Source organism: Corynebacterium sp. HMSC074E01 (assembly GCF_001808885.1).
In the GTDB taxonomy this organism is placed as follows: Bacteria; Actinomycetota; Actinomycetes; order Mycobacteriales; family Mycobacteriaceae; genus Corynebacterium.
In genome coordinates this window covers 1-20,362 of sequence record NZ_KV794805.1, presented here as the reverse complement: position 1 = coordinate 20,362, position 20,362 = coordinate 1, and the positions used below count along the sequence as shown (strand labels likewise).

Below are 20,362 nucleotides of genomic sequence, written 5' to 3'. Positions count from 1 at the left end.
TTCAGGGCTACAGTGAGGCCATGCGGATGATGGGGGAATCCACCTTGTCGGTGCGCAGCGTCAAGACCAGTTGATTGTTGGGGTTAAGGGAAAAGTCAAATTCATGGCCTTCGGCGATGAGGTTGCGCATGAGCGAATCGGCCCACTGCACCGAGCCCTCACAATCAACACTGCGCGGCGGGCTCTCGTAGATGGCTTTCTCCACCCGCATCACATCGCCCTCCCAGATGGTGGAGGCCTTGTCATCCTTGTGGAACGAAACCTCAGCAGTGAAGGAGACACAGCCAGTTGAGCCCACGGCGGTGTGCTCGCCGAAACTCATGTGCGGCACCTGCGCGGTGTCGTCCGGAATGGTGGAAGGAGCATCAGGGGAGGTATAGAGGTTGATAACCTGCCAATCCTTCCCCACAATGCGGTCGTCGCCGCGTGGGGTAGGTTCCTCCTCCGTGGAAGCGCACCCGGCTACCCCAAGCGCGAGCAGCGCAGTGCTGAGCACAGAGGTGAGCGCTGCAGCTGTTCGGTGCTGCGTCATGCTTGCTCCTGGTTTAACGCGCCGAGGAAGGACTGCGACCACAGCGCGATATCGTGCTGACGGACTTGCTCGTTCATAGCAATCATGTGCTCGCGCATGGTCTCGGGGGATTCCTCCAGCGCCTTGACCGCGGAGAGTAGCGCGCGCTTGATGGACTCGATGTCGAAGGGATTGCACAAGTTGGCTTGGGTGAGCTCTGCTGCAGCGCCTGCGAATTCGGAGAGCACGAGTGCGCCGGAGCCATCGCTGTGGGAAGCCACGTATTCCTTGGCCACCAGATTCATGCCGTCCTTGAACGGCGTGACCAGCATGATGTCCGCGAGCCGGTAGTAGCGCCGCAGGACGTCCTTCGGCACGGAACTGTGCTGGTAATGCACCACCGGCGCGCCGAGGCGCCCAAAGCGTCCATTGATGCGGCCCACAGCTTCCTCCACCTTCGAGCGCGTGGCGCGGTAATGATCGATGCGCTCGCGCGAGGGAGTAGCCAGTTGGACGAAGGTTACTTCTTCCGGATTCAGTGCCCCGGTCTCGAGGAGTTCCTCGAAGGCAGTGAGGCGCTGCAGGATTCCCTTCGTGTAATCCAAGCGGTCGACCCCCAAAATGACGTGTGCGGGGTTGCCCAACTCAGCGCGGAGCTGGGCGACGTCCTCTGCATCGCCACCCTCAGCGAACTCACTCGCCGCAATGGAGATGGGAAAGGCCCCGACCCCGACGGAATGACCGCTATTCGTCACGATGTGGGCGGTCACCTCGCGGGTACTGACCTCGCCTTCTACTGTGAGGCCCTGAGCGCGGGCCAGCTCCAAGAAATTGCGGGCGTTGGACTCGAGGTGGAAGCCGATCAAGTTGGCGTCGAGAAGCCCCCGCACCAGCTCCTCACGCCACGGCAACTGGCGGAAGAGATCCGGGGAGGGGAAGGGGATGTGGAGGAAGAAACCGATAGTGAGATCGGGGCGCAGCTGGCGCAGGATGCCAGGCACGAGCTGCAGCTGATAGTCCTGCACCCACACCGTGGCATTCTCCGCAGCGACGGCCGCCACCTCGTTGGCAAAACGCAGGTTGACCTCGCGGTAGGTGTCCCACCAGTCGCGGTTATAGATGGGGGTGACGATGAGGTCGTGGTAGAGCGGCCACAGGGTGGCATTGGAAAAGCCCTCGTAGAAGGCCTCAAAATCCTCCTGCGTCAGGCGCACCGGGTGAAGCAGGACACCGTTGTCGGTGGTGAAAGGCTCGGGAGCCTCGTCGGCCACGCCGGGCCAGCCCACCCAGCAGCCCTGGTGTTCTTCTAGGACAGGGGAGAGCGCGGTGACGAGGCCCCCAGGGGAGGCCTTCCACTCGCGGGTGCCATCGGCGGCGGTCTCGAGGTCCACCGGTAGGCGGTTGGCCACGACTACGAAGCTATTGCTGCGCCCGGACATAACTAGGCCTTCTTCGCGGCCTTTTTAGTTGCCTTCTTTGTAGCCTTTTTGGTCGACTTCTTCGTGGCCTTCTTGGTGGCTTTCTTCGTAGCCTTCTTGGTTGTCTTCTTTGTGGACTTCTTGGAGGCCTTCTTCGTGGCCTTCTTGCTGCTCTTCTTCGGAGCAGCATCGGCCTGCTCGGCCAAAACCTTGCGGTGGACCAAGCCTTCTGGTTCGACGCCCAGCATCGACATGAGGGTCACGCCGTCGAGGAAATCCTCCGCATAGGTGGCGACGACGCGGCGCGCGGCGCGGGCGGTCTCTTCCTCTACTGCATGAGTCTGATCAGCGGCGGGCTGAGTATCTGTGACCTTTGGTGGCACGGAGTCCTCCTGGAATGAAGTGTGAAAGCTTTCAGACCGGCTATTCTACGCTATTGCTGCCCCGAAGGGGCGCCCGGGTCATCTTTGCCGGGAACTGTGTAGGTGGGGCGCTGCGCTGGGAATTGCGTGGTGACGGGCCACATGTCCGTGACGGCATCGCCCTGCTGGAAGCGCGCCTGCTGTGCAGGCGTGGGCGGTTTGGGGCCGTACTGCGGAGGTGGGGCCGGCAGGTTGTGGCGCGGAGCGAAGGGCGATAGGGGTACGCGGGGGATGCGTGCTCGCTGCGCCAAGCGGGTGGCACGGGAGAAGGAGAACGTGCCCAAGCGCTTGAACGCGGTGTAGGGACGGAAGTACTGCGGGCGGCGCAGGCGGCGGGCGACACGCTCACCGAAGACCACGCCGGCGGCTAGTGCACCGGCAATGGCGAGGGCGCTGGCCAGGTTGGTCAGACCGGTAATGAGCTGTTCGTTGAGCATGGCGTACATGCCGCGGTACAAAGTCAGGCCCGGCAGCATGGGGGTATAGCCCACGATCATGGTGATGAGCGGCGGCATCATGTAGCGGCGGGAGAGGAGACCACCGGCGAGGCCGACCGCCACGGCCGAAATACCGGAGGCGACGACAGCTCCGACGCCCAATAAGACGACGAGGAAATAGTAGAAAACCATACCGGCGGCAGCGGTGAGCCCAGATATGGTGACCTCGGACCACGAGGCTCCCAGCGCTAGTGCGAAGGCGGCAGAACCGATTCCACCGCACAGCACCAGAAGGGGGATTTGGTGATAGACGGGCGGGGCGAGTGTCGCCAGCGGCGGCAGGCTGAAGCCCAACCACGCCGCCACCTGGATACCTAGGCCAACGCCGGCGATGATAGCGCCGGTGGACATCAAAGCCTCAAAGAACTTGGCGGATGAAGTCACGGGCGCGCGCGTGATGCCGTCCACCAGACACTGCACCAAGGTCAGGCCCGCCACCAGCACGATGATGCCGGAACCGATGATTTGGGAGGGCAGCATCTGGATGCCAAATCCCGCGAAGACGTTGTAGAGGATGGCGGCAGGGACAACGGCGAGCAGGCCGCCGACGAGGTTTTGATAAAAGGGCGGCAAGCGATAGTCCGCCAGGAACATGTTCGTGCCCATAATGAGTGCTGAAATGAGGAAGGTGACAACACCGACGAGAAGGTCGCCGCCCAGCATCACGGCGATGAATCCACCCATGGCACCCCATGCGCTGACGATGGTGGTTTTGGAATAGGGGTTCTTCATCGCGTCGATGTCATCCAGGATTTTTTCCGCCATCGCCGGCGGGGTCGCACCGGAGTGGATGGAGCGGATGAGCCGGTCGACGGCGGAGAGTTTGGTGAAGTCCACGGCGATGCTCGGCGCTACACGGAAGACGTGGAGGTTGTGCCTATCCGGCCCGGTGCCGATGGAGGTGTGGATAGTGATGGTGTTCATCAGAATCGACACGTGGCAGTAGTGAAGGCCATAGGAGGATGCGACGAGGTGAATCTGCGCCTGCACGTCGGTATTGGCTGAGCCCGCCGCAATGAGGATTTCACCAACGCGTGCAGCGATCTCCATGACGCCGGTGACCTGGGCCGGATCGGTGAGATCGACAGGGGCGAGAGGGGAGGGCGGTGGTGCGGCTTTAGCGGCGTCAATGGTGGCGACCGGAGCCGACCGGTACAGCAGGCGCTGGCGCAAGGAAGAAAGAACAGACACGGAAAAGATAGACCTCAACAACACTTCTGGGTTCGGTAAGTCAGCACTTTAGTAACTACCGTCGATTTATGCACCTGCCAGTGCTTTTCGCGGCAATCACGCCCACTTTTCCGCAGCGCAGGCACCCTGGCTTTCATTCTAGGGGGTGGGCTCAGGTACGATTCCCATAGCGGATTAGCCGCGGTGCTGGAGTGGCGCAATTGGTAGCGCAACGCACTTGTAATGCGTAGGTTGCGAGTTCAAGTCTCGTCTCCAGCTCAAAAGGGGCCTTTTTCAAGGCCCCTTTTTCATAGTTGGGGTTTATTCGGCGAGGTGGCCTAAGGCAACGTCGATAAGCGCGCGGCGTCGCTGTGGCGGCAGGGGGCGGTCGGTGAGGTGATCGTGGACCCACAGGCCGTCGGCGATGATCGAGGCCAGCACGACGGATTCATCCTCGTCGGTAGGGTCGGGGATCCAGCGCCTATCGACGTCCTTCCACACCTCCTGGAAGTCCGGATGGGACTGCGAGTGGATGGACATGAGCAATTCAATGAGCGGGTCATTCTTGCCCATCGACTCCAATGTGGCGCGGTAGCGCTGGCGAGGACTCAACTGCTCCGCCGTCTTGCCACCGGAGAGCCCGATGAGCTCTTCCTCCCAGCGCTCCGCGCAGAGCTTGTGGCAGTCGATGAGCAGCTCGTGGCGGGTAGGGAAGTGGGAGATGAGCCCCGACTTACTCATGCCTGTGGCGGTGGCCAGGGAATCGTAGGTTAGTGCGTGGACGCCATCCTTCTCGATGATGGCGAGTGCCTTTTCGAGCGCCTCAACCTTCTTACTTACGCGTGGCATCGGCACCTCCCGAAGTGGGGTTGGTGCGGAAGCACCAGCCCGTGACCGCGGCGAAGATGAGCATGACTACGCCGAGTCCAGCGGCGGTGGCCAGATATGCGTCGGTGTACGCGGGGCCGGCAGCCTCTGCGAGCGCGGGGTCGTGGAGTGCATCCATACCCAAGCTTTGAATGTCCTCGGGCAGCCCGCCCTTATAGAGCATAGGCAACACTGAACCGGTGACCGCAATGGACAGCAGCGTGCCGAATTCATAGGAAACTTCCTCCACGCCCGCGGCCATTCCGGAACGTGAGGCAGGCGCGGCGCCGATGATGGCGGTGGAGGACACCGACATCACGAAACCCGCGCCGAGACCGGTGATGAACAGACCAGCCAGGTATGCGGGGAAGACCTCGTGCGTGCCGCCCCACACCACGCAGCCAATGCCTGCTGCCATGGCGAGGAAGCCGCCGGCAATGATGGGCAAGAAACCCCAGCGGTGCAGGTTAGCCCCACCCAGCGCAGACATGGGCAGCGCTGCAATCGCGATGAGGGAAATGATGAGCCCAGCATGCAGTGGAGAGTAGAGGTCCACCAACTGCAGCTTCTGCGTGGTGGTCATTTCCAGCCCGGCCATGCCAAACATGGCGCCGGCTGCGGCCAACACGCCACCACTGAAGATGGGGGAGCGGAAGATATCGAAGGTGAGAAGCGGCTCTTCCAGTTTGTGCTGGCGGCGAGTGAAGAAGACAGCACCAATGAGGCAGGCAGCCAGCGCGCCCCCAATAAGCATGGCGTTGAGGTGGGGGCTGGCTACAGACTTGATGAGAAGCACCAGCGAGGCCAGCGTGATCAGCGCATAAAGGGAAGATAAGAAATCCCAATGCTTCGCCGGGTTCGCCACGTTAGGCGGGGCGAGGAACGCAGTGAGGGTGAGCGCGATGATGACGATGGGCACGTTGACCAAAAAGACCGATCCCCACCAGAAGTGCTCAAGCAAGAAGCCACCTACCGTGGGGCCTGCGGCCGCGCCGACGACGGCGATGGAACCCCAAATGCCGATGGCGGTGTTGCGCTCAATCTCATCTTCAAAGGTCAAGCGAATCAGCGCCAGGGTAGCGGGCATCATGATGGAGGCGCCGAGTCCCAAGAAAGCACGGGCGGCGACAAGCTCCCACGCGCCGGGCGCAAGTGCCGCGGCCAGCGACGCGATGCCGAAGACCCAGAGGCCGATAACGAACATGCGGCGGTGGCCGATCTTGTCACCTAACGTGCCGGTTCCCAGCAGGAGTCCGGCGAGCATGAGCGCGTAAGCGTTGATGATCCACAACTGCTGCAGAGAGTTCGCATGGAGTTGCTCGGAGAGCTCTGGCAGTGCGGTGTAGAGGATTGAGTTGTCCAGGCCGATCATGAGAAGGCCTAGGGAGACTACGCCAAAGAAGGTCCACCGGCGGGTTGCTGAGGTGCTTAAGGCCTCTGCGGAGGCTTTCGTGTGAACGTCTGTCATGCTGCGAAACTATAGCGAACGGTCGTTACAGTTTCAAAGCCTTGAATGTTGGCTTGTTGTTAAAGTCACAAAGTCTGCGTGACGTGAGAAAGCAGCTTTATGGTGGCGAAACATCATCGGGTAGGAGAACACTGGGTGCCGTTAGCGACAAAAGTTAGAGAGGTAAAACATGGCACGCAATTACGCCACGCAACTCGTAGAAACCTTGGAAGCCCAGGGGGTCAAGCGCATCTATGGCCTCGTTGGTGATTCCCTCAACCCCATCGTGGATGCGGTGCGGCAATCCTCCATCGAGTGGGTCCACGTCCGCAACGAAGAGGCCGCAGCTTTCGCCGCTGAGGCCGATTCCCTCACCACCGGCAACCTCGCCGTGTGCGCCGCCTCCTGCGGTCCGGGAAATACGCACCTTATTCAGGGGCTTTACGACGCCCACCGCAACGGCGCCAAGGTCCTTGCCCTGGCCAGCCACATTCCTTCCCGCCAGATCGGCTCGAAATTCTTCCAGGAAACTCACCCGGAGGCCATCTTCCAGGAATGCTCCGGCTACTGCGAGATGGTCAACTCTGCGGAGCAGGGAGGTGTGGTCCTGCACCACGCCATTCAGAGCACCATGGCTGGCAAGGGCGTGTCCGTCCTCGTCATCCCGGGCGATGTCTCCACTCAAGAGGCGGAAGAGGACACCTTCACCTCCTCCGTTATTTCCTCCGGCCGCCCGGTTGTCTACCCGGACCCGGCAGAGGCCGCTGCGCTGACCCAGGCCATTAATGAGGCCAAGACTGTCGCCCTCTTCGTTGGCGCCGGCGTCAAGAATGCCCGTGAGCAGGTCCTTGCGCTGGCCGAGAAGATCAAGGCTCCCATCGGCCACGCCCTGGGCGGCAAGATGTACATCCAGTACGACAACCCCTTCGACGTCGGTATGTCCGGCCTGCTCGGCTACGGTGCGGCACACGAGGCCACCCACGAGGCAGACCTGCTCATCCTGCTGGGCACGGACTTCCCCTACAACGACTTCCTGCCGGATGCCAACGTGGCCCAGGTCGACATCGATGGCTCCCACATTGGCCGCCGCACCCGCATTAAGTATCCGGTGACGGGTGATGTCGCCGCCACCATTGAGAACATCCTGCCGCACGTGGAGGAGAAGAAGGATCGCTCCTTCCTCGACAAGATGCTCAAGAAGCACTACGACAAGCTGCATCACGTCGTTGAGGCCTACACCTCAGGCGTCGAAAAGCACACGCCGATCCACCCGGAGTACATCGCCGACCTCATCGACCAGCAGGCCGATGACGACGCCATCTTCACCGTCGATACCGGCATGTGCAATGTCTGGGGCGCGCGCTACATCACTGCGAACGGCAAGCGCGAACAGATTGGTTCCTTCCGCCACGGCACCATGGCCAACGCCCTGCCGATGGCCATCGGCGCGCAGGCGGCACACCCGGACCGCCAAGTCATCACTTTCTCCGGCGACGGTGGGCTGTCCATGCTCATGGGAGAGCTGCTCACGGTGAAGCTGCACAACCTGCCGGTGAAGATGTTCGTGTTCAACAACTCTTCCCTCGGCATGGTCAAGCTGGAGATGCTGGTCCAGGGCCTGCCGGAGCATGAGACCGACCACGAGCACGTGAACTACGCCAAGATTGCGGAGGGCGCGGGCATCAAGCACTTCCGCATCGAGGACCCGAAGGAAGCGCCGCGCCTCATCAAGGAGGCTTTGGCCTACGACGGGCCTGCGCTTATCGACGTCGTCACCGACCCCAACGCCCTCTCCCTGCCACCCACACTGACCTTTGAGCAGCTGCTCGGCTTCTCCAAGGCGGCAACCCGCACCGTCTTCGGCGGCGGCGTGGGTCAGATGCTCACCATGGCGAAGTCCAACCTGCGCAACATCCCGCGCCCGCAGGACTTTTAATGTGCCGGCGTTAAGCGCCACACATTAAAAGGGGGCTACGTCGAAGGAGCTCACACCTTGGCGGGGTCTTTGACCGGGATGAGCACGAGGGCTCCTACGAGCAGGACCAGCCCAATGGCGAGCACGCCTCCCCGGTCGCCTTGGCCCAACAGTGAGACGAAGACACCGAACAGGAAAGGCGTCAACCACGCCACGGCCCGCCCGGTCGTGGCGTAGAGGCCGAACATCTCGCCTTCGCGCCCTGGCGGGGCAACGCGCGCCAAGAAACCGCGGGCGGAAGCCTGGGCTGGTCCCACACATAGGCACAAGATGAGTCCGCAGATCCAGAAGGCCGTCGGCCCCTGCGCCACGAACATGATGCCGGCCATGAGCGTCAAGATAGCCAGGCAGGTGAGGATGATGGCTTTGGGGCCCACGTGGTCGTCGATCAGCCCGCCCGCCACCGCGCCGAGCGCGGCCGCAACGTTGGCGGCAACGCCGAAGATGAGCACGTCACCGGGAGACAATCCATAGACGGACACCCCCAGCACCGCCCCGAAGCTGAACACGGCCGAGAGCCCATCGCGGAAAATGGCCGAAGCGAAGAGGAAAGCAAAGGCATTGCGGTCCTCCCGCCACAGCGTCACCACCGTGCGCCACAGCTCGCGGTAAGACGCCGCCACACCACCCGTCGATTCACCCGACGGCGCAATCTCCGGCACACGCAGCAACACAGGAATGGCAGACAACCCAAACCACGCTGCTGAAAGCAACGCTACGAGCCGGATATTCCAGCCGCCCTCCGTGTTTAGCCCTAGTGCGCCGCCCTCGCCGGAGACGAATCCGAAATAGCAGATGAGCAGCAGCGCGATGCCGCCGAAATAGCCCGCCGACCATCCCAAGCCGGATACCCGGCCCACCTTGTCCTCGGAGGCCACTTGATTGAGCTGGGCAAAGTAATTGACTTCGGCGAATTGGATGGTCATCGAACCTACCGCCAGGCCGATAAGCCCGAGCCAGAAATACGCGGGCGCATCATTGCGGATGAAGAATAAGCTAGCCATGACCAAGAACGTCAGCAGGGACCAGAAACCCAGCGCGCGCCGCCGCGTGCCCAGCCGGTCAGAGCGCTGGCCCATCACGGGGGTGACCGCAAAAATCACCAGCCCCGCCACCGTCATGGACCACGACAACCATTGTGCCGGTGTGAACTGCGAATCAATCTGCTGGCCCACCGAGTCGGTGAGGTAGACCGAGAAAATAAACGTCACGAGAACCGCGTTGAAAGCTGCCGAACCCCAGTCCCACAGGGCCCAAGCAGCCACGGTGAGGCGGTCAGTGCGTGTCGAGGCGTGAGTCATGCTTCATTATCGTAGGCAAAAACATGTGCTGAGTGGCAGGAGTTGCACTTAACGCGACGTCAACTTTTAGGCTCAACGGCATGCGTAACGACTACAGCATCGGCGACGTTGCCGAAATCCTCAAAGTCACCACCCGCACGTTGCGGCACTGGGATGACATTGGGCTGCTCAGCCCACAGTGGCGCACTGGGGGTGATCACCGCCTGTACACCGAAGATGACGTGCAACGCGGGATGGACATCCTGATTTATCGCAGCGTGGGAATTGAACTGAAGGACATCGCAGTGCTTCTCGATGCCCCTTCCTCCGCCACCCTGGCCCGCCTCCGTGCCCAACACGAGGCTTTGCAGAAGCGGCGAGCCGACGTCGATGCCATGTTGTACGCAGTGGAAAGACTAATTGAGGAGACTGAAATGGATAAGAACCTAAGCCCCAGCCAAAAAATGCGCAACCTGGGTGACGCATGGCCCCAATTGCAGGAAGAAGCCCACGAGAAGTGGGGAGACAGCACAGAGTGGGCGGCCAGTGCGGCCGTCGCGGAATCGATGGGAAAGAAGGACTGGGAGGAATTCTCCGTGGAGCATGAACACTTTGCGGCCGAGCTAGAGGAGGCCGCGAAGGCGGGACTAAAGGCAGGCAGCGAGGAGGCGAAGGAGATCGTCGACAAGCACCGCGCCCTCATTGCCCAGTGGTACCCGGTGTCGAGGTCCAAGCAAGTGATCCTGGCGCGCATGTACTGCGAGGATCCGCGCTTCGATGAGACCTACCGCGGTAATGCCGGCTACTTGCGCCAACTGATTGAAGCGCAAGCCCGGGCGGAAGGTTTGGATTTGGACAACATCGCGTGGGACTAGTTTGGTTCACAGCGCACGTACAGACTCCGCTCAGTACGCTGGGAAGGCGTAGTGCAATACTTCTCATTCTGAATGAGATATCCCTGGCGCCACCTGGCGTTAAGAGAAGCGGAGAAAGGACCAAAGCGGGACCATGGATGATTCAAAGGACGTCAAGGTACTTGTCGTCGATGACGAGCCAAATATTGTTGAGTTGCTCACCGTCTCCCTGAAATTTCAAGGTTTCGACGTGCACAGCGCCAACTCTGGCAACGAAGCCCTGCGCATCGCGCGTGAGATCAACCCTGATGCCTACATCATGGACGTCATGATGCCAGGCATGGATGGTTTTGAGTTGCTGGGCAAGCTGCGCGCGGAGGGGCTCGACGGCCCCGTCCTCTACCTCACCGCCAAAGACAGCGTGGATCAGCGCATCCATGGGTTGACCATTGGTGCGGATGACTACGTCACCAAGCCCTTCAGCCTCGAAGAGGTCATCACCCGCCTGCGCGTGATCCTGCGCCGCGGCAGCACGGTGGATGACCAGAACGGCGACGCCACCATGACCTACGCCGACCTCACCCTCAATGATGACACCCACGAGGTCACCAAGGCAGGGGAGATCGTGGAGCTTTCGCCCACCGAGTTCAACCTACTGCGCTACCTCATGCAGAACCGCGAGGTGGTGCTGTCCAAGTCCAAGATCCTGGATAACGTTTGGCACTACGACTTCGGCGGCGATGGCAACGTGGTTGAGTCCTACATTTCTTACCTGCGCCGCAAGATTGATACCGGCGATACACCGCTCATCCACACCGTCCGCGGTGTCGGTTATGTGCTGCGCACACCGCGCTCGTAGGCTTTTTCACTATGAGCGAATCCACCGCGAACCCTCAGGGGCCGGATGCTGGATCCACGCCGGTGCGGAATAGCGCCCTGCGCCGGCGCATGCAGCGCCCTAAAGCGCTGCCCCTGCGCACGTGGCTGCTCGTCCTGATGGTGCTGGTTTCGGGCCTGGGCCTGGCTATGTCCTCCCTGGCGGTCTCGTCGATCATGCGCAACGTGCTCTACACCCGTGTGGACACCGAGCTGAATGATGCCCTGAGTTCTTGGGCCAGCAACCTCGACGCGGCTTTCTACACGCCGCAGGACGGGAGCCGCCGCCCCCCGACGGACTATGTAGCACTGGCGTATTATCCCGATGGCTCCGTGGTGACTACGCGGCCGACGGCGGCGTTGCCGGATGCTCGTTCGGTAGTCGTTGGCGGTGAACCTAGCACCGTTCGCTCAATTCAGGGCGAAACCGAATGGCGCGCCGTGGCGAAGCTCAAAACGGATGGCTCCGTGGTGGTTGTCGCTAAAGACATGACGACGGAAAACTCCATCCTTAAAGGCCTGGCGATGGTCCAGGTCATTATCGCGGCGCTGGTCATGCTCATCATCGCGCTCGTAGGCATGTGGCTTATTCACCGGGCGCTGCGTCCGCTGCGCGTGGTGGAAAAAACGGCCTCCCAAATCGCGGCCGGCAACCTGGATAAACGTGTGCCGGAGTGGCCGCCACACACCGAGGTAGGCCAGCTGGCCGCGGCGCTTAACGTCATGCTGGGGCGGTTGCAGAACTCCGTCGTCCATGCACAGGAAAAAGAGCAGCAGATGCGCCGCTTTGTCGGCGATGCTTCCCATGAATTGCGCACCCCGCTGACCAGTCTGCGCGGCTACACGGAGCTATACCGTTCGGGGGCGACTAAGGATCCGGAATTTGTCTTCAGCAAGATCGACGCCGAATCGCAGCGTATGTCGTTGCTGGTGGAGGACTTGCTCGCCCTGACGCGTGCGGAGGGATCGCGCTTGGATATGCGCGAGGTAGACATGTTGGAGCTCGTGCTTTCCGTGGGTTCTTCGGCACGCGCGGCCTTTGCTGGCCGCACGATCAACGTCAAGAATGAGGCCTCCGGGATTCCGATGGTCAACGGTGACGCGGACCGCCTGCACCAGGTGCTACTTAACTTGGTGTCCAACGGTATCCGCCACGGTGGTGAGGAGGCATCGGTGACGCTGACCCTGCGGGATGATGAGGAGCACGTGCTTATCGACGTCGCCGATGACGGCAAGGGCATCTCCCCCGAAGATGCGGCCCATATCTTTGAGCGCTTCTACCGTGCGGATACTTCACGAACCCGCGATACGGGTGGCTCGGGCTTGGGCTTGGCCATCGTGAAATCACTCGTGGAGCAACACGGCGGTTCGATCTCCGTGGACTCCGAGCTGGGCAGCGGATCGGTCTTTACCGTCCGCCTCCCCAAGGCGGCAGCTAGTGCCTAGCTGCCAAAGGTAGCAGTCAGCTCTTAGCTGTCGCGGCGGCCGTCCTCATCCGTGCCGAGGTGCTGGCGGATGCGCGCGGCGGCCTCGTCCATGGCGGCGGGGTCGGTGGCGTCGGCAGCGAAGGCCTTGGCGAAGTCGTAGTCTTCCATCTTCTCGGTGGGGAAGAGGTGGATGTGAGTGTGCGGCACGTCGAAGCCAGCAATGATGTAGCCGGTGCGCGGGGTATCAAAGGCCGTCTTAATGGCGCCGCCGATCTCTAGGGCGATCTCATTGAGGTGTGCCCAAGTCTGAGAATCGAGGTCAGTCCACTTGTCGACCTCCTCGATCGGCACCACCAAGGTGTGGCCGTAACGCAGCGGCTCGATGGACAAAAATGCCACGCATTTCTCGTCGCGGTAGACAAAGCGAGCAGGCAGCTCGCCCTCGATGATCTTTGTAAATACGGAAGACATGGCCCCTAGGCTACCGCCAGTTAAGATAGACGGCATGCGCATTCTCGTTATTGGCTCGGGCGGCCGCGAACACGCCCTGCTCACTGGCCTTAAATCTGACCCCTCTGTTACCGATTTGCACATCGCGCCGGGTTCTCCGGCACATGCCAAGCAAGCCACTATTCACCCGGAGTATTCCCAGGTGGACGATCCCGCGCGTATGACGGAGCTGGCGGTTGATATTGATGCGGATCTGGTCGTCATCGGGCCGGAGGTGCCGCTGGTGAAGGGCGTGGCGGATGCTCTGCGTGAGCGCGGCATTGCGGTCTTCGGGCCGTCGGCAAGCGCGGCACAGATCGAGGGATCCAAGGCCTTTGCCAAGGATGTCATGGCGGCCGCCGGTGTGCGCACCGCCCGTTCGGAGCAGCTCGCCCCCGGTACCAGCGATGCGGACATTGAGGCCGCGCTGGACCGCTTTGGCCCGCACTTCGTGGTCAAGGATGATGGCCTGGCCGGCGGCAAGGGCGTGGTGGTGACCGAATCCCGCGAGGACGCCCGCGCACACGTCGACGCCGTCCACGCCGCCGGCAACCCGGTGCTGCTCGAGTCCTTCCTCGACGGCCCCGAAGTCTCCCTGTTCTGCTTGGTGGACGGTGAGACCGTCGTCCCGCTGCTCCCAGCACAGGACCACAAGCGCGCCTATGACAACGATGAAGGCCCCAACACCGGCGGCATGGGCGCCTACACCCCGCTGCCGTGGCTGCCTGCCGACGGCGTCCAGCGCATCGTCGACGAAGTCTGCGTGCCCGTAGCCAAGGAAATGGTCAAGCGTGGCACTCCCTACTCTGGCTTGCTGTACGCCGGCCTGGCATGGGGCAAGGAAGGCCCAGCCGTGGTGGAATTCAATGCCCGCTTCGGTGACCCGGAAACGCAGGCGGTGCTCGCCTTGCTGAAGTCTCCGCTGGGTGAGGTTTTGAATGCCACCGCGACCGGACAGCTAGCGGAGCTGGCGCCGCTGGAGTGGGAAGACGGCTATGCCGTCACCGTGGTGCTGGCCGCCGAGGGCTACCCGGCTTCGCCGCGCAAGGGCGATCCGATTACCTCCTCGGATCTTGATGATCCCACCCGGATCCTCCATGCCGGCACCACCACGGGGGAGGGCGGCTACGTCTCCAACGGTGGGCGCGTCCTCAACGTTCTCGGCCGTGGTGCCACCCTCGCCGATGCCCGCGCCGCCGCCTACGAGGTTCTCGGCGGTATCGAGCTGGAGGGCAGCTTCTTCCGCACAGACATCGCGCTGCCAGCGGAGAAGGGCCAGATCAGCATCTAATCTGCTGATAATGCCTCCTTTGGGGCGAGGCGTGGAATAATGAGCGACGTGGCTGAAAAGAAGAACATTTCCAACGTCCTGTCCGCTCGATACGCTTCCCCAGAGATGGCTGAAATCTGGTCCCCAGAACACAAGATCATCCTGGAGCGCCAGCTGTGGATCGCGGTGATGAAGGCGCAGAAGGATCTTGGCGTCGACATCCCTGCCTCGGCTATCGCCGCCTACGAGGCGCAGGTTGAGAACGTAGATCTCGCCTCCATCGCGGAGCGTGAGCGCGTGACGCGCCACGACGTCAAGGCGCGCATCGAGGAGTTCAACGCCCTGGCCGGCTGCGAGCACATCCACAAGGGGATGACATCGCGTGACCTGACGGAGAACGTGGAGCAGCTGCAGATTCTGCGTTCTTTGGAGCTGACCCGTGATAAAGCCATCGCGGTGGTCTCACGCATCGGTGAGCGTGCCGCGCAGTACCAGACGCTGGTGATGGCCGGCCGTTCCCACAACGTCGCCGCTCAGGCCACGACCCTGGGTAAGCGTTTCGCGTCCGCTGCCGACGAGCTGCTGCTGGGCATCGAGCGCGTGGAATCCCTGCTGAGCCGCTACCCGCTGCGCGGCATCAAGGGCCCGATGGGCACCTCGCAGGACATGCTCGACCTGATGGGCGGCTCCGAAGACAAGCTCGCGGCGCTGGAGACCCGCATTGCGGATCACCTAGGCTTCTCCCGCGTCTTCAACTCGGTGGGGCAGGTCTACCCGCGCTCCCTCGACTTTGATGCTGTGTCCGCGCTGGTGGAGCTCGGTGCTGCGCCGTCCTCGCTGGCCACGACCATTCGCCTCATGGCTGGCAACGAAACCGTGACTGAAGGCTTCAAGGAGGGCCAGGTTGGTTCCTCCGCGATGCCGCACAAGATGAATGCCCGCTCCTGCGAGCGCGTCGGTGGCTTCCAGGTCATCCTGCGCGGCTACCTGACGATGGTGGCGGACCTGTCCGGCCAGCAGTGGAACGAGGGCGACGTGTTCTGCTCGGTGGTGCGCCGCGTGGCACTGCCGGATGCTTTCTTTGCCATTGACGGCATGTTTGAAACCTTCCTCACCGTGCTGGCAGAATTCGGTGCCTTCCCGGCGATGATCGACCGTGAGCTAGAGCGCTACCTGCCCTTCCTCGCCACCACCCGCATCCTCATGGCGGCGGTGCGCGCGGGCGTGGGCCGTGAGACCGCGCACGAGGTTATTAAGGAAAATGCCGTCGCCGTGGCGCTCAACATGCGTGAGAATGGCGGGGAGCAGGACCTTATCGAGCGCCTAGCTGCCGACGAGCGCCTGCCGCTCGATGCCACCGCCCTCGAGGCCGCGCTGTCGGACAAGCACGCCTTCCTCGGTGCTGCCGAGTCGCAGGTGAGCCAGATTCTGGGCCGCATCAAGGCGATTGTTGACCAGCACCCGAAGGCCGCGGCCTACACCCCGGGCGAAATCCTCTAGCTCACGCGCCTGGGGGTATCCGGTGAGCTGGGGCGACCCGGCGCGGTACGTTTTCGCAGACAAGCCCTCTCAAACGCGAGTTTTCGGCGCTCTATTTACGAAAACGTACCGCGCTGGCCCGGTCCATGTACGTTTCGATCAAATAAGGTTGCCCAGATTGAGTTTTCTCGTCCTTATTTGATCGAAACGACCTTCTATCAACATCCCCGGGCTACCCAACACTAGCTTTTAGACCATTCTGGGGATGCATTGAACCGGTAGCGCCGGTGCCGGCGGGATTCCTTCTTGTACACCGATGCTGCGCAGGCCTTACTCCCCAAGTTTGGGATGTATCTTGAAGCAGCCTAGACGGGTCTAGGATGTATGTCATGCGTCCAGAACTTTCTTCCTATGCCCACATCGCCTCCGGCAAGGTGCGCGATATCTACGAAATCGACGGCAATACCCTGCTCATGGTGGTCTCCGACCGCATTTCCGCCTATGACCACGCCCTTGAGCCCGCCATTCCGGACAAGGGCCGCGTGCTCACGGCGACCTCGAAGTTCTTCTTCGATGCCATTGACTTCCCGAACCACCTCGCCGGCCCGCTCGATGATGAGCGCATTCCCGAAGAAGTCCTCGGACGCGCCATGGTCGTGCAGAAGCTCGACATGCTGCCCTTCGAGTGCGTCGCCCGCGGCTACCTCACCGGTTCCGGGCTGAAGGAATACAAGGCATCCGGCAGCGTGTGCGGCGTCGAGCTGCCCGAGGGGCTGACCGAAGCTTCCCGCCTGCCCGAGCCCATCTTTACCCCAGCCACTAAGGCGGAGCAGGGCGACCACGATGAGAATGTTTCCTTCGATGTCGTCGTGGAGAAGCTCGGCCGCGAACGCGCCGAGGAGCTGCGCGATGCCACCCTGCGCATCTACGCCACGGCCGCCGCACTGGCGGAGGAGAAGGGCATTATTTTGGCGGATACGAAGTTCGAGTTTGGCGTCGACAAGCACGGCACCTTGGTCTTGGCCGATGAAGTCCTCACCCCGGACTCCTCGCGCTACTGGCCGGCCGATACCTATGAGGAAGGCAAGGTCCAGCCTTCCTTTGATAAGCAGTACGTGCGCGATTGGCTCACCAACTCCGGGTGGGACAAGGAGTCCACGCCGCCGCGCCTGCCAGACGACGTTGTCCAGGCCACCCGCGCGCGTTATGTTGAGGCCTTTGAACGCCTGTCCGGAACCACTTTTTAAGGAGGCTGAATGAACGCCCCGATTGCTGCCAAGCGGCCCATCACGCGAGAGTTCCACGGCCGCAGCTTCGTCGATGACTACGAGTGGCTGCGTGAGAAAGACGCCCCGGAGACCCGCGAGTACCTTGAGGCGGAAAACGCCTACACCAAGGAGCGCACCGCGCACCTGGAGACCCTGACGGAGAACATCTTCTCCGAGGTCAAGTCCCGCATCAAGCAGACGGACATGTCCGTGCCCCAGCGCCGCGGCAAGTACTGGTACTACGGCCGCACTGAGGAGGGCAAGGAGTACGGCTACAGCTGCCGCATCCCGGTGTCGGAAGGCTCTGATCCGTGGACGCCGCCGACCATTCCGGAGGAAGGCGCTCCCGACGGGGAGCAGGTGCTTCTCGACGTCAACGCGCTCGCCGAAGGCCACGAGTTCTTCGCCTTGGGTGCGTCCACGGTGAGCGATTCCGGTGATTTGTTGGCCTATTCGGTCGACGTGGCTGGGGACGAGCGCTTTGAGCTGTTTATCAAGGATCTGCGCACTGGTGAGCTGTTGGAGGACCGCTTGGAAGGCATCTTCTACGGCGCGACGTGGGTGGGGGAGGAGTTCATCTTCTACACCACCGTGGATGACGCATGGCGGCCGGACACCGTGTGGCGCCACCGCGTGGGCACCCCGCAGTCGGAGGACGTCGTGGTCATGCGCGAGGAGGATTCGCGTTTCGGCATTGGCGTGGGCACGACCCGCAGCGAGAAGTACATCATGATTGTCTCCGGCTCGAAGACGACGAATGAGGCGTGGGTGCTCGAGCAGGATAATCCCGAAGGGGAGTTCCGCTGCCTCTGGGAGCGCGAGGCCGGCGTGGACTACGACGTCGACCACGCAGTGGTGGCAGGTACCGATTATTGGGTGGTCACGCACAATGCCACCGGCCCCAACTTTGCGTTGGGCTACTGTCCGGTTACTGAGGATCTGCCTGCCCTAGATGAACTCACCCTCCTCATGCCGCATGATGACACAGTGCGCATTGAGGGCGTGGATTGCTACCGCGACCAAATCGTCGTGGGCTATCGCCGCGGCGGCATTGGCCGTGCCGCGGTGATGGACGTGCGTGAAGGCTGGGCCTCTCTTAGCGAGCTCAACTTCAACGAGGAGCTCTACACCGTTGGCGTGGCCGGCAACCCGGAGTGGGATGCACCGGTGCTGCGCGTGAGCTATACCTCCTTCATCCAGCCGGCACAGCTCTTTGACTACCGCGTGGCCACTGGCGAGTACACGCTTCTCAAGGAGCAGGAAGTCCCGGGCGGCTATGACAAGGATGAGTACGTGGCCTACCGCGTATGGTCTAAGGCTCCGGACGGGACGGAGGTGCCGGTGTCCATCGTGCACCGCGCGGACTTGGACCGCACGCAGCCGAACCCGGCGCTGCTTTATGGTTATGGCTCCTATGAGGCGAATATGGACCCGTATTTCTCGGTTTTCCGTTTGTCGCTCATGGATCGCGGCATGATTTTTGCCATGGCACACGTTCGCGGCGGTGGTGAGATGGGCCGCAACTGGTACGACGATGGCAAGATGCTGGCCAAGAAGAACACGTTTACGGACTTCATCGCGGTGGCTGATGACCTCATCGCGCGCAACGTGACCACGCCTTCGCAGCTGGTGGCGGAGGGCGGCTCGGCCGGTGGCCTGCTTATGGGAGCGGTGGCAAACATGGCGCCGGATAGGTTCAAGGCCATCGAAGCCAACGTGCCCTTCGTGGACCCGCTGACCTCCATTCTCATGCCGGAGCTGCCGCTGACGGTGGTGGAGTGGGAAGAATGGGGCGACCCGTACCACGACCCGGAGGTCTACGACTACATGGCTTCCTATTCGCCGTACGAGAACATTGCGCCGCAGAAGTACCCGAATATTCTGGCACTGACCTCGCTCAATGACACCCGCGTGCTCTATGTGGAGCCGGCGAAGTGGGTAGCCAAGCTTCGCGACGTCGCCACCGGCGGCGAATTCCTCCTCAAGACTGAGATGGCCGCCGGTCATGGTGGTGTGTCCGGACGCTACGCCAAGTGGCGGCAGGCGGCATTCGAGTATGCGTGGCTGATTAACCAGGCCACGGGTGCTGAGTCTTAGGCTTGCCGCGTGCGCTGTGTGGCTAATCAGCTACACGCTGCCCATGTGGGGGAGCGCCGAATCTCCTTCAGCGCGCGCCGGGGCGGTGGCTGTGCGATAATTCTTCTTATGCATGGCCACCTTCTGGTTTCGATTTCCAGTATCTTCGACGACACCCGAAGCCAAGCCTCAGATCTGCTCATGCAGTTCGACAAAGCAAACGTTCCTGTTTCCTTGCTGGTGGCACCCCACATCGATGGCAATTGGCACCTAGCTAAGGATGAGTCGACGCGCTCGTGGTTGCGTGAGCAGGCAGAGTCAGGCCGAGTGCTCATCCTCAACGGCTTTGATCAAGCCGTGCAGGGTCGTCGTGCGGAATTCGCAAACCTGGATGCGCACGAGGCGCGTCTGCGCCTCAAGGGCGCGACGCGGCAGATGGCCAGAATCGGCTTTGAGCCGACTATTTTTGCACCACCGCGCTGGCGCATGTCGGAGGGAACACTAGAAGTCCTTCCCGAGTTTGATTTCGACTTTGCTGCCTCCACCCGTGGCATCCATGACCTGCGCACCGGCGAGCTCCACCAAGCCCGCAACCTGTCTTTTGGCGAGGGCTTCGGTTCGGCCAAGTGGTGGCGCCGCAATATTATTCGCGCCGCGGAGCGCTCCGCGCAGCGCGGTAACACTGTCCGTCTATCAATCTCTGGCCGCAACCTCGATGACCGCAAGGTAGTGTCCGATTTCCTCAAGGCCGCCGAGCGCGCCATCGAAGCAGGCGCCAGCCCCGCTGACTACAGGGCCTTTGCGCCGCGCTAGCCGTGCCCACCCGAATCCTCACGTCACGTTAAACCATCCGCATATCCCGGTGTCCGCTGGCCTGTATGGATAGGGAGACGCGCCCTCCAGGATCGCCGGAGTACCCGTCAACCTTCATCCGGTTGGCGGGTTTCGCCCTTTAAGGGCTTAACCCCCAGTGGGAAGCGCGTGAATCGTGGCTAGGGATCGCCGGTATCCCCGTCAACCTGGTTGTGGTTGGCGG

At 61.9% G+C, this 20,362-nt stretch carries 17 protein-coding genes and 1 tRNA gene; 10 read left to right on the top strand and 8 right to left on the bottom strand.

Annotated features, from left to right (window positions below):
• Positions 1-7: 7 nt before the first annotated feature.
• Genes HMPREF2537_RS00155 through HMPREF2537_RS00140 form a run of 4 tightly spaced genes read right to left on the bottom strand, consistent with a single transcriptional unit; the run spans position 8 to position 4,039 of the window.
• Positions 8-532: a hypothetical protein gene (locus HMPREF2537_RS00155; RefSeq protein ID WP_070524558.1), complete on the bottom strand. Its 525-nt coding sequence runs from the start codon at positions 530-532 to the stop codon at positions 8-10.
• Positions 529-1,950, bottom strand: a complete 1,422-nt coding sequence (locus tag HMPREF2537_RS00150; protein ID WP_070524556.1) for an alpha,alpha-trehalose-phosphate synthase (UDP-forming) — start codon at positions 1,948-1,950, stop codon at positions 529-531. Before HMPREF2537_RS00150 ends, HMPREF2537_RS00155 begins: the two co-directional genes overlap by 4 nt.
• Positions 1,951-1,952: 2 nt before the next feature.
• Positions 1,953-2,312 (bottom strand): hypothetical protein, encoded by a 360-nt coding sequence (locus tag HMPREF2537_RS00145; protein ID WP_070524555.1) that lies wholly within the window; start codon positions 2,310-2,312, stop codon positions 1,953-1,955.
• A gap of 50 nt (positions 2,313-2,362) precedes the next feature.
• Positions 2,363-4,039, bottom strand: a complete 1,677-nt coding sequence (locus HMPREF2537_RS00140) for a threonine/serine exporter ThrE (protein ID WP_070524553.1) — start codon at positions 4,037-4,039, stop codon at positions 2,363-2,365.
• A gap of 185 nt (positions 4,040-4,224) precedes the next feature.
• Here HMPREF2537_RS00140 and HMPREF2537_RS00135 point away from each other — a divergent pair.
• Positions 4,225-4,297, top strand: a tRNA-Thr gene (locus HMPREF2537_RS00135).
• 42 nt (positions 4,298-4,339) lie between these two features.
• Here the strand turns inward: HMPREF2537_RS00135 and HMPREF2537_RS00130 are convergent.
• Both HMPREF2537_RS00130 and HMPREF2537_RS00125 read right to left on the bottom strand, forming a co-directional pair.
• On the bottom strand, positions 4,340-4,867 hold the full coding sequence (locus HMPREF2537_RS00130; protein WP_070524551.1) for a TetR/AcrR family transcriptional regulator: 528 nt from the start codon (positions 4,865-4,867) through the stop codon (positions 4,340-4,342).
• Positions 4,851-6,353 carry an MFS transporter gene (locus HMPREF2537_RS00125; RefSeq protein ID WP_070524549.1) on the bottom strand — a complete coding sequence of 501 codons (1,503 nt, stop codon included), beginning with the start codon at positions 6,351-6,353 and terminating at the stop codon, positions 4,851-4,853. The genes HMPREF2537_RS00130 and HMPREF2537_RS00125 overlap by 17 nt, the downstream gene beginning before the upstream one ends.
• Positions 6,354-6,522: 169 nt before the next feature.
• Here HMPREF2537_RS00125 and HMPREF2537_RS00120 point away from each other — a divergent pair, with 169 nt between their 5' ends.
• Entirely contained in the window at positions 6,523-8,268 is a 1,746-nt protein-coding gene (locus HMPREF2537_RS00120; RefSeq protein ID WP_070524547.1) for a pyruvate dehydrogenase, read from the top strand.
• Positions 8,269-8,318: 50 nt separating this feature from the next.
• On the opposite strand, the gene HMPREF2537_RS00115 is transcribed toward HMPREF2537_RS00120, so the two are convergent.
• Entirely contained in the window at positions 8,319-9,608 is a 1,290-nt protein-coding gene (locus HMPREF2537_RS00115; protein ID WP_070524544.1) for an MFS transporter, read from the bottom strand.
• A gap of 80 nt (positions 9,609-9,688) precedes the next feature.
• On the opposite strand from HMPREF2537_RS00115, the gene HMPREF2537_RS00110 reads away from it, so the two are divergent.
• The 3 genes from HMPREF2537_RS00110 to HMPREF2537_RS00100 all read left to right on the top strand — a co-directional run bounded on the left by HMPREF2537_RS00110 (position 9,689) and on the right by HMPREF2537_RS00100 (position 12,763).
• On the top strand, positions 9,689-10,462 hold the full coding sequence (locus tag HMPREF2537_RS00110; protein WP_070524543.1) for a MerR family transcriptional regulator: 774 nt from the start codon (positions 9,689-9,691) through the stop codon (positions 10,460-10,462).
• 133 nt (positions 10,463-10,595) lie between these two features.
• Positions 10,596-11,300 carry a response regulator transcription factor gene (locus HMPREF2537_RS00105; protein WP_070446030.1) on the top strand — a complete coding sequence of 235 codons (705 nt, stop codon included), beginning with the start codon at positions 10,596-10,598 and terminating at the stop codon, positions 11,298-11,300.
• Between the two features lie 11 nt (positions 11,301-11,311).
• Positions 11,312-12,763 (top strand): sensor histidine kinase, encoded by a 1,452-nt coding sequence (locus HMPREF2537_RS00100; RefSeq protein ID WP_070524541.1) that lies wholly within the window; start codon positions 11,312-11,314, stop codon positions 12,761-12,763.
• A gap of 23 nt (positions 12,764-12,786) precedes the next feature.
• Here HMPREF2537_RS00100 and HMPREF2537_RS00095 read toward each other — a convergent pair whose 3' ends face one another.
• Positions 12,787-13,215 carry an HIT family protein gene (locus HMPREF2537_RS00095; RefSeq protein WP_070524539.1) on the bottom strand — a complete coding sequence of 143 codons (429 nt, stop codon included), beginning with the start codon at positions 13,213-13,215 and terminating at the stop codon, positions 12,787-12,789.
• 34 nt (positions 13,216-13,249) lie between these two features.
• Between HMPREF2537_RS00095 and purD the strand changes: the two genes are divergently transcribed.
• The 5 genes from purD to HMPREF2537_RS00070 all read left to right on the top strand — a co-directional run bounded on the left by purD (position 13,250) and on the right by HMPREF2537_RS00070 (position 20,139).
• Positions 13,250-14,524, top strand: coding sequence for a phosphoribosylamine--glycine ligase (purD, locus tag HMPREF2537_RS00090; protein ID WP_070524537.1), 1,275 nt, complete (start codon positions 13,250-13,252; stop codon positions 14,522-14,524).
• 39 nt (positions 14,525-14,563) lie between these two features.
• Positions 14,564-16,003, top strand: a complete 1,440-nt coding sequence (purB, locus tag HMPREF2537_RS00085) for an adenylosuccinate lyase (RefSeq protein WP_070524535.1) — start codon at positions 14,564-14,566, stop codon at positions 16,001-16,003.
• Positions 16,004-16,371: 368 nt separating this feature from the next.
• A complete protein-coding gene (locus tag HMPREF2537_RS12590) occupies positions 16,372-17,229 on the top strand; it encodes a phosphoribosylaminoimidazolesuccinocarboxamide synthase (protein WP_070524530.1) in 858 nt (285 codons plus the stop codon).
• A 9-nt stretch (positions 17,230-17,238) separates the two neighbouring features.
• The gene (locus tag HMPREF2537_RS00075; protein ID WP_070524528.1) at positions 17,239-19,347 is read left to right on the top strand and encodes a S9 family peptidase; all 2,109 of its coding nucleotides are present in this window, start codon (positions 17,239-17,241) and stop codon (positions 19,345-19,347) included.
• A gap of 108 nt (positions 19,348-19,455) precedes the next feature.
• Positions 19,456-20,139: a DUF2334 domain-containing protein gene (locus HMPREF2537_RS00070; RefSeq protein WP_070524526.1), complete on the top strand. Its 684-nt coding sequence runs from the start codon at positions 19,456-19,458 to the stop codon at positions 20,137-20,139.
• Positions 20,140-20,362: the final 223 nt, after the last annotated feature.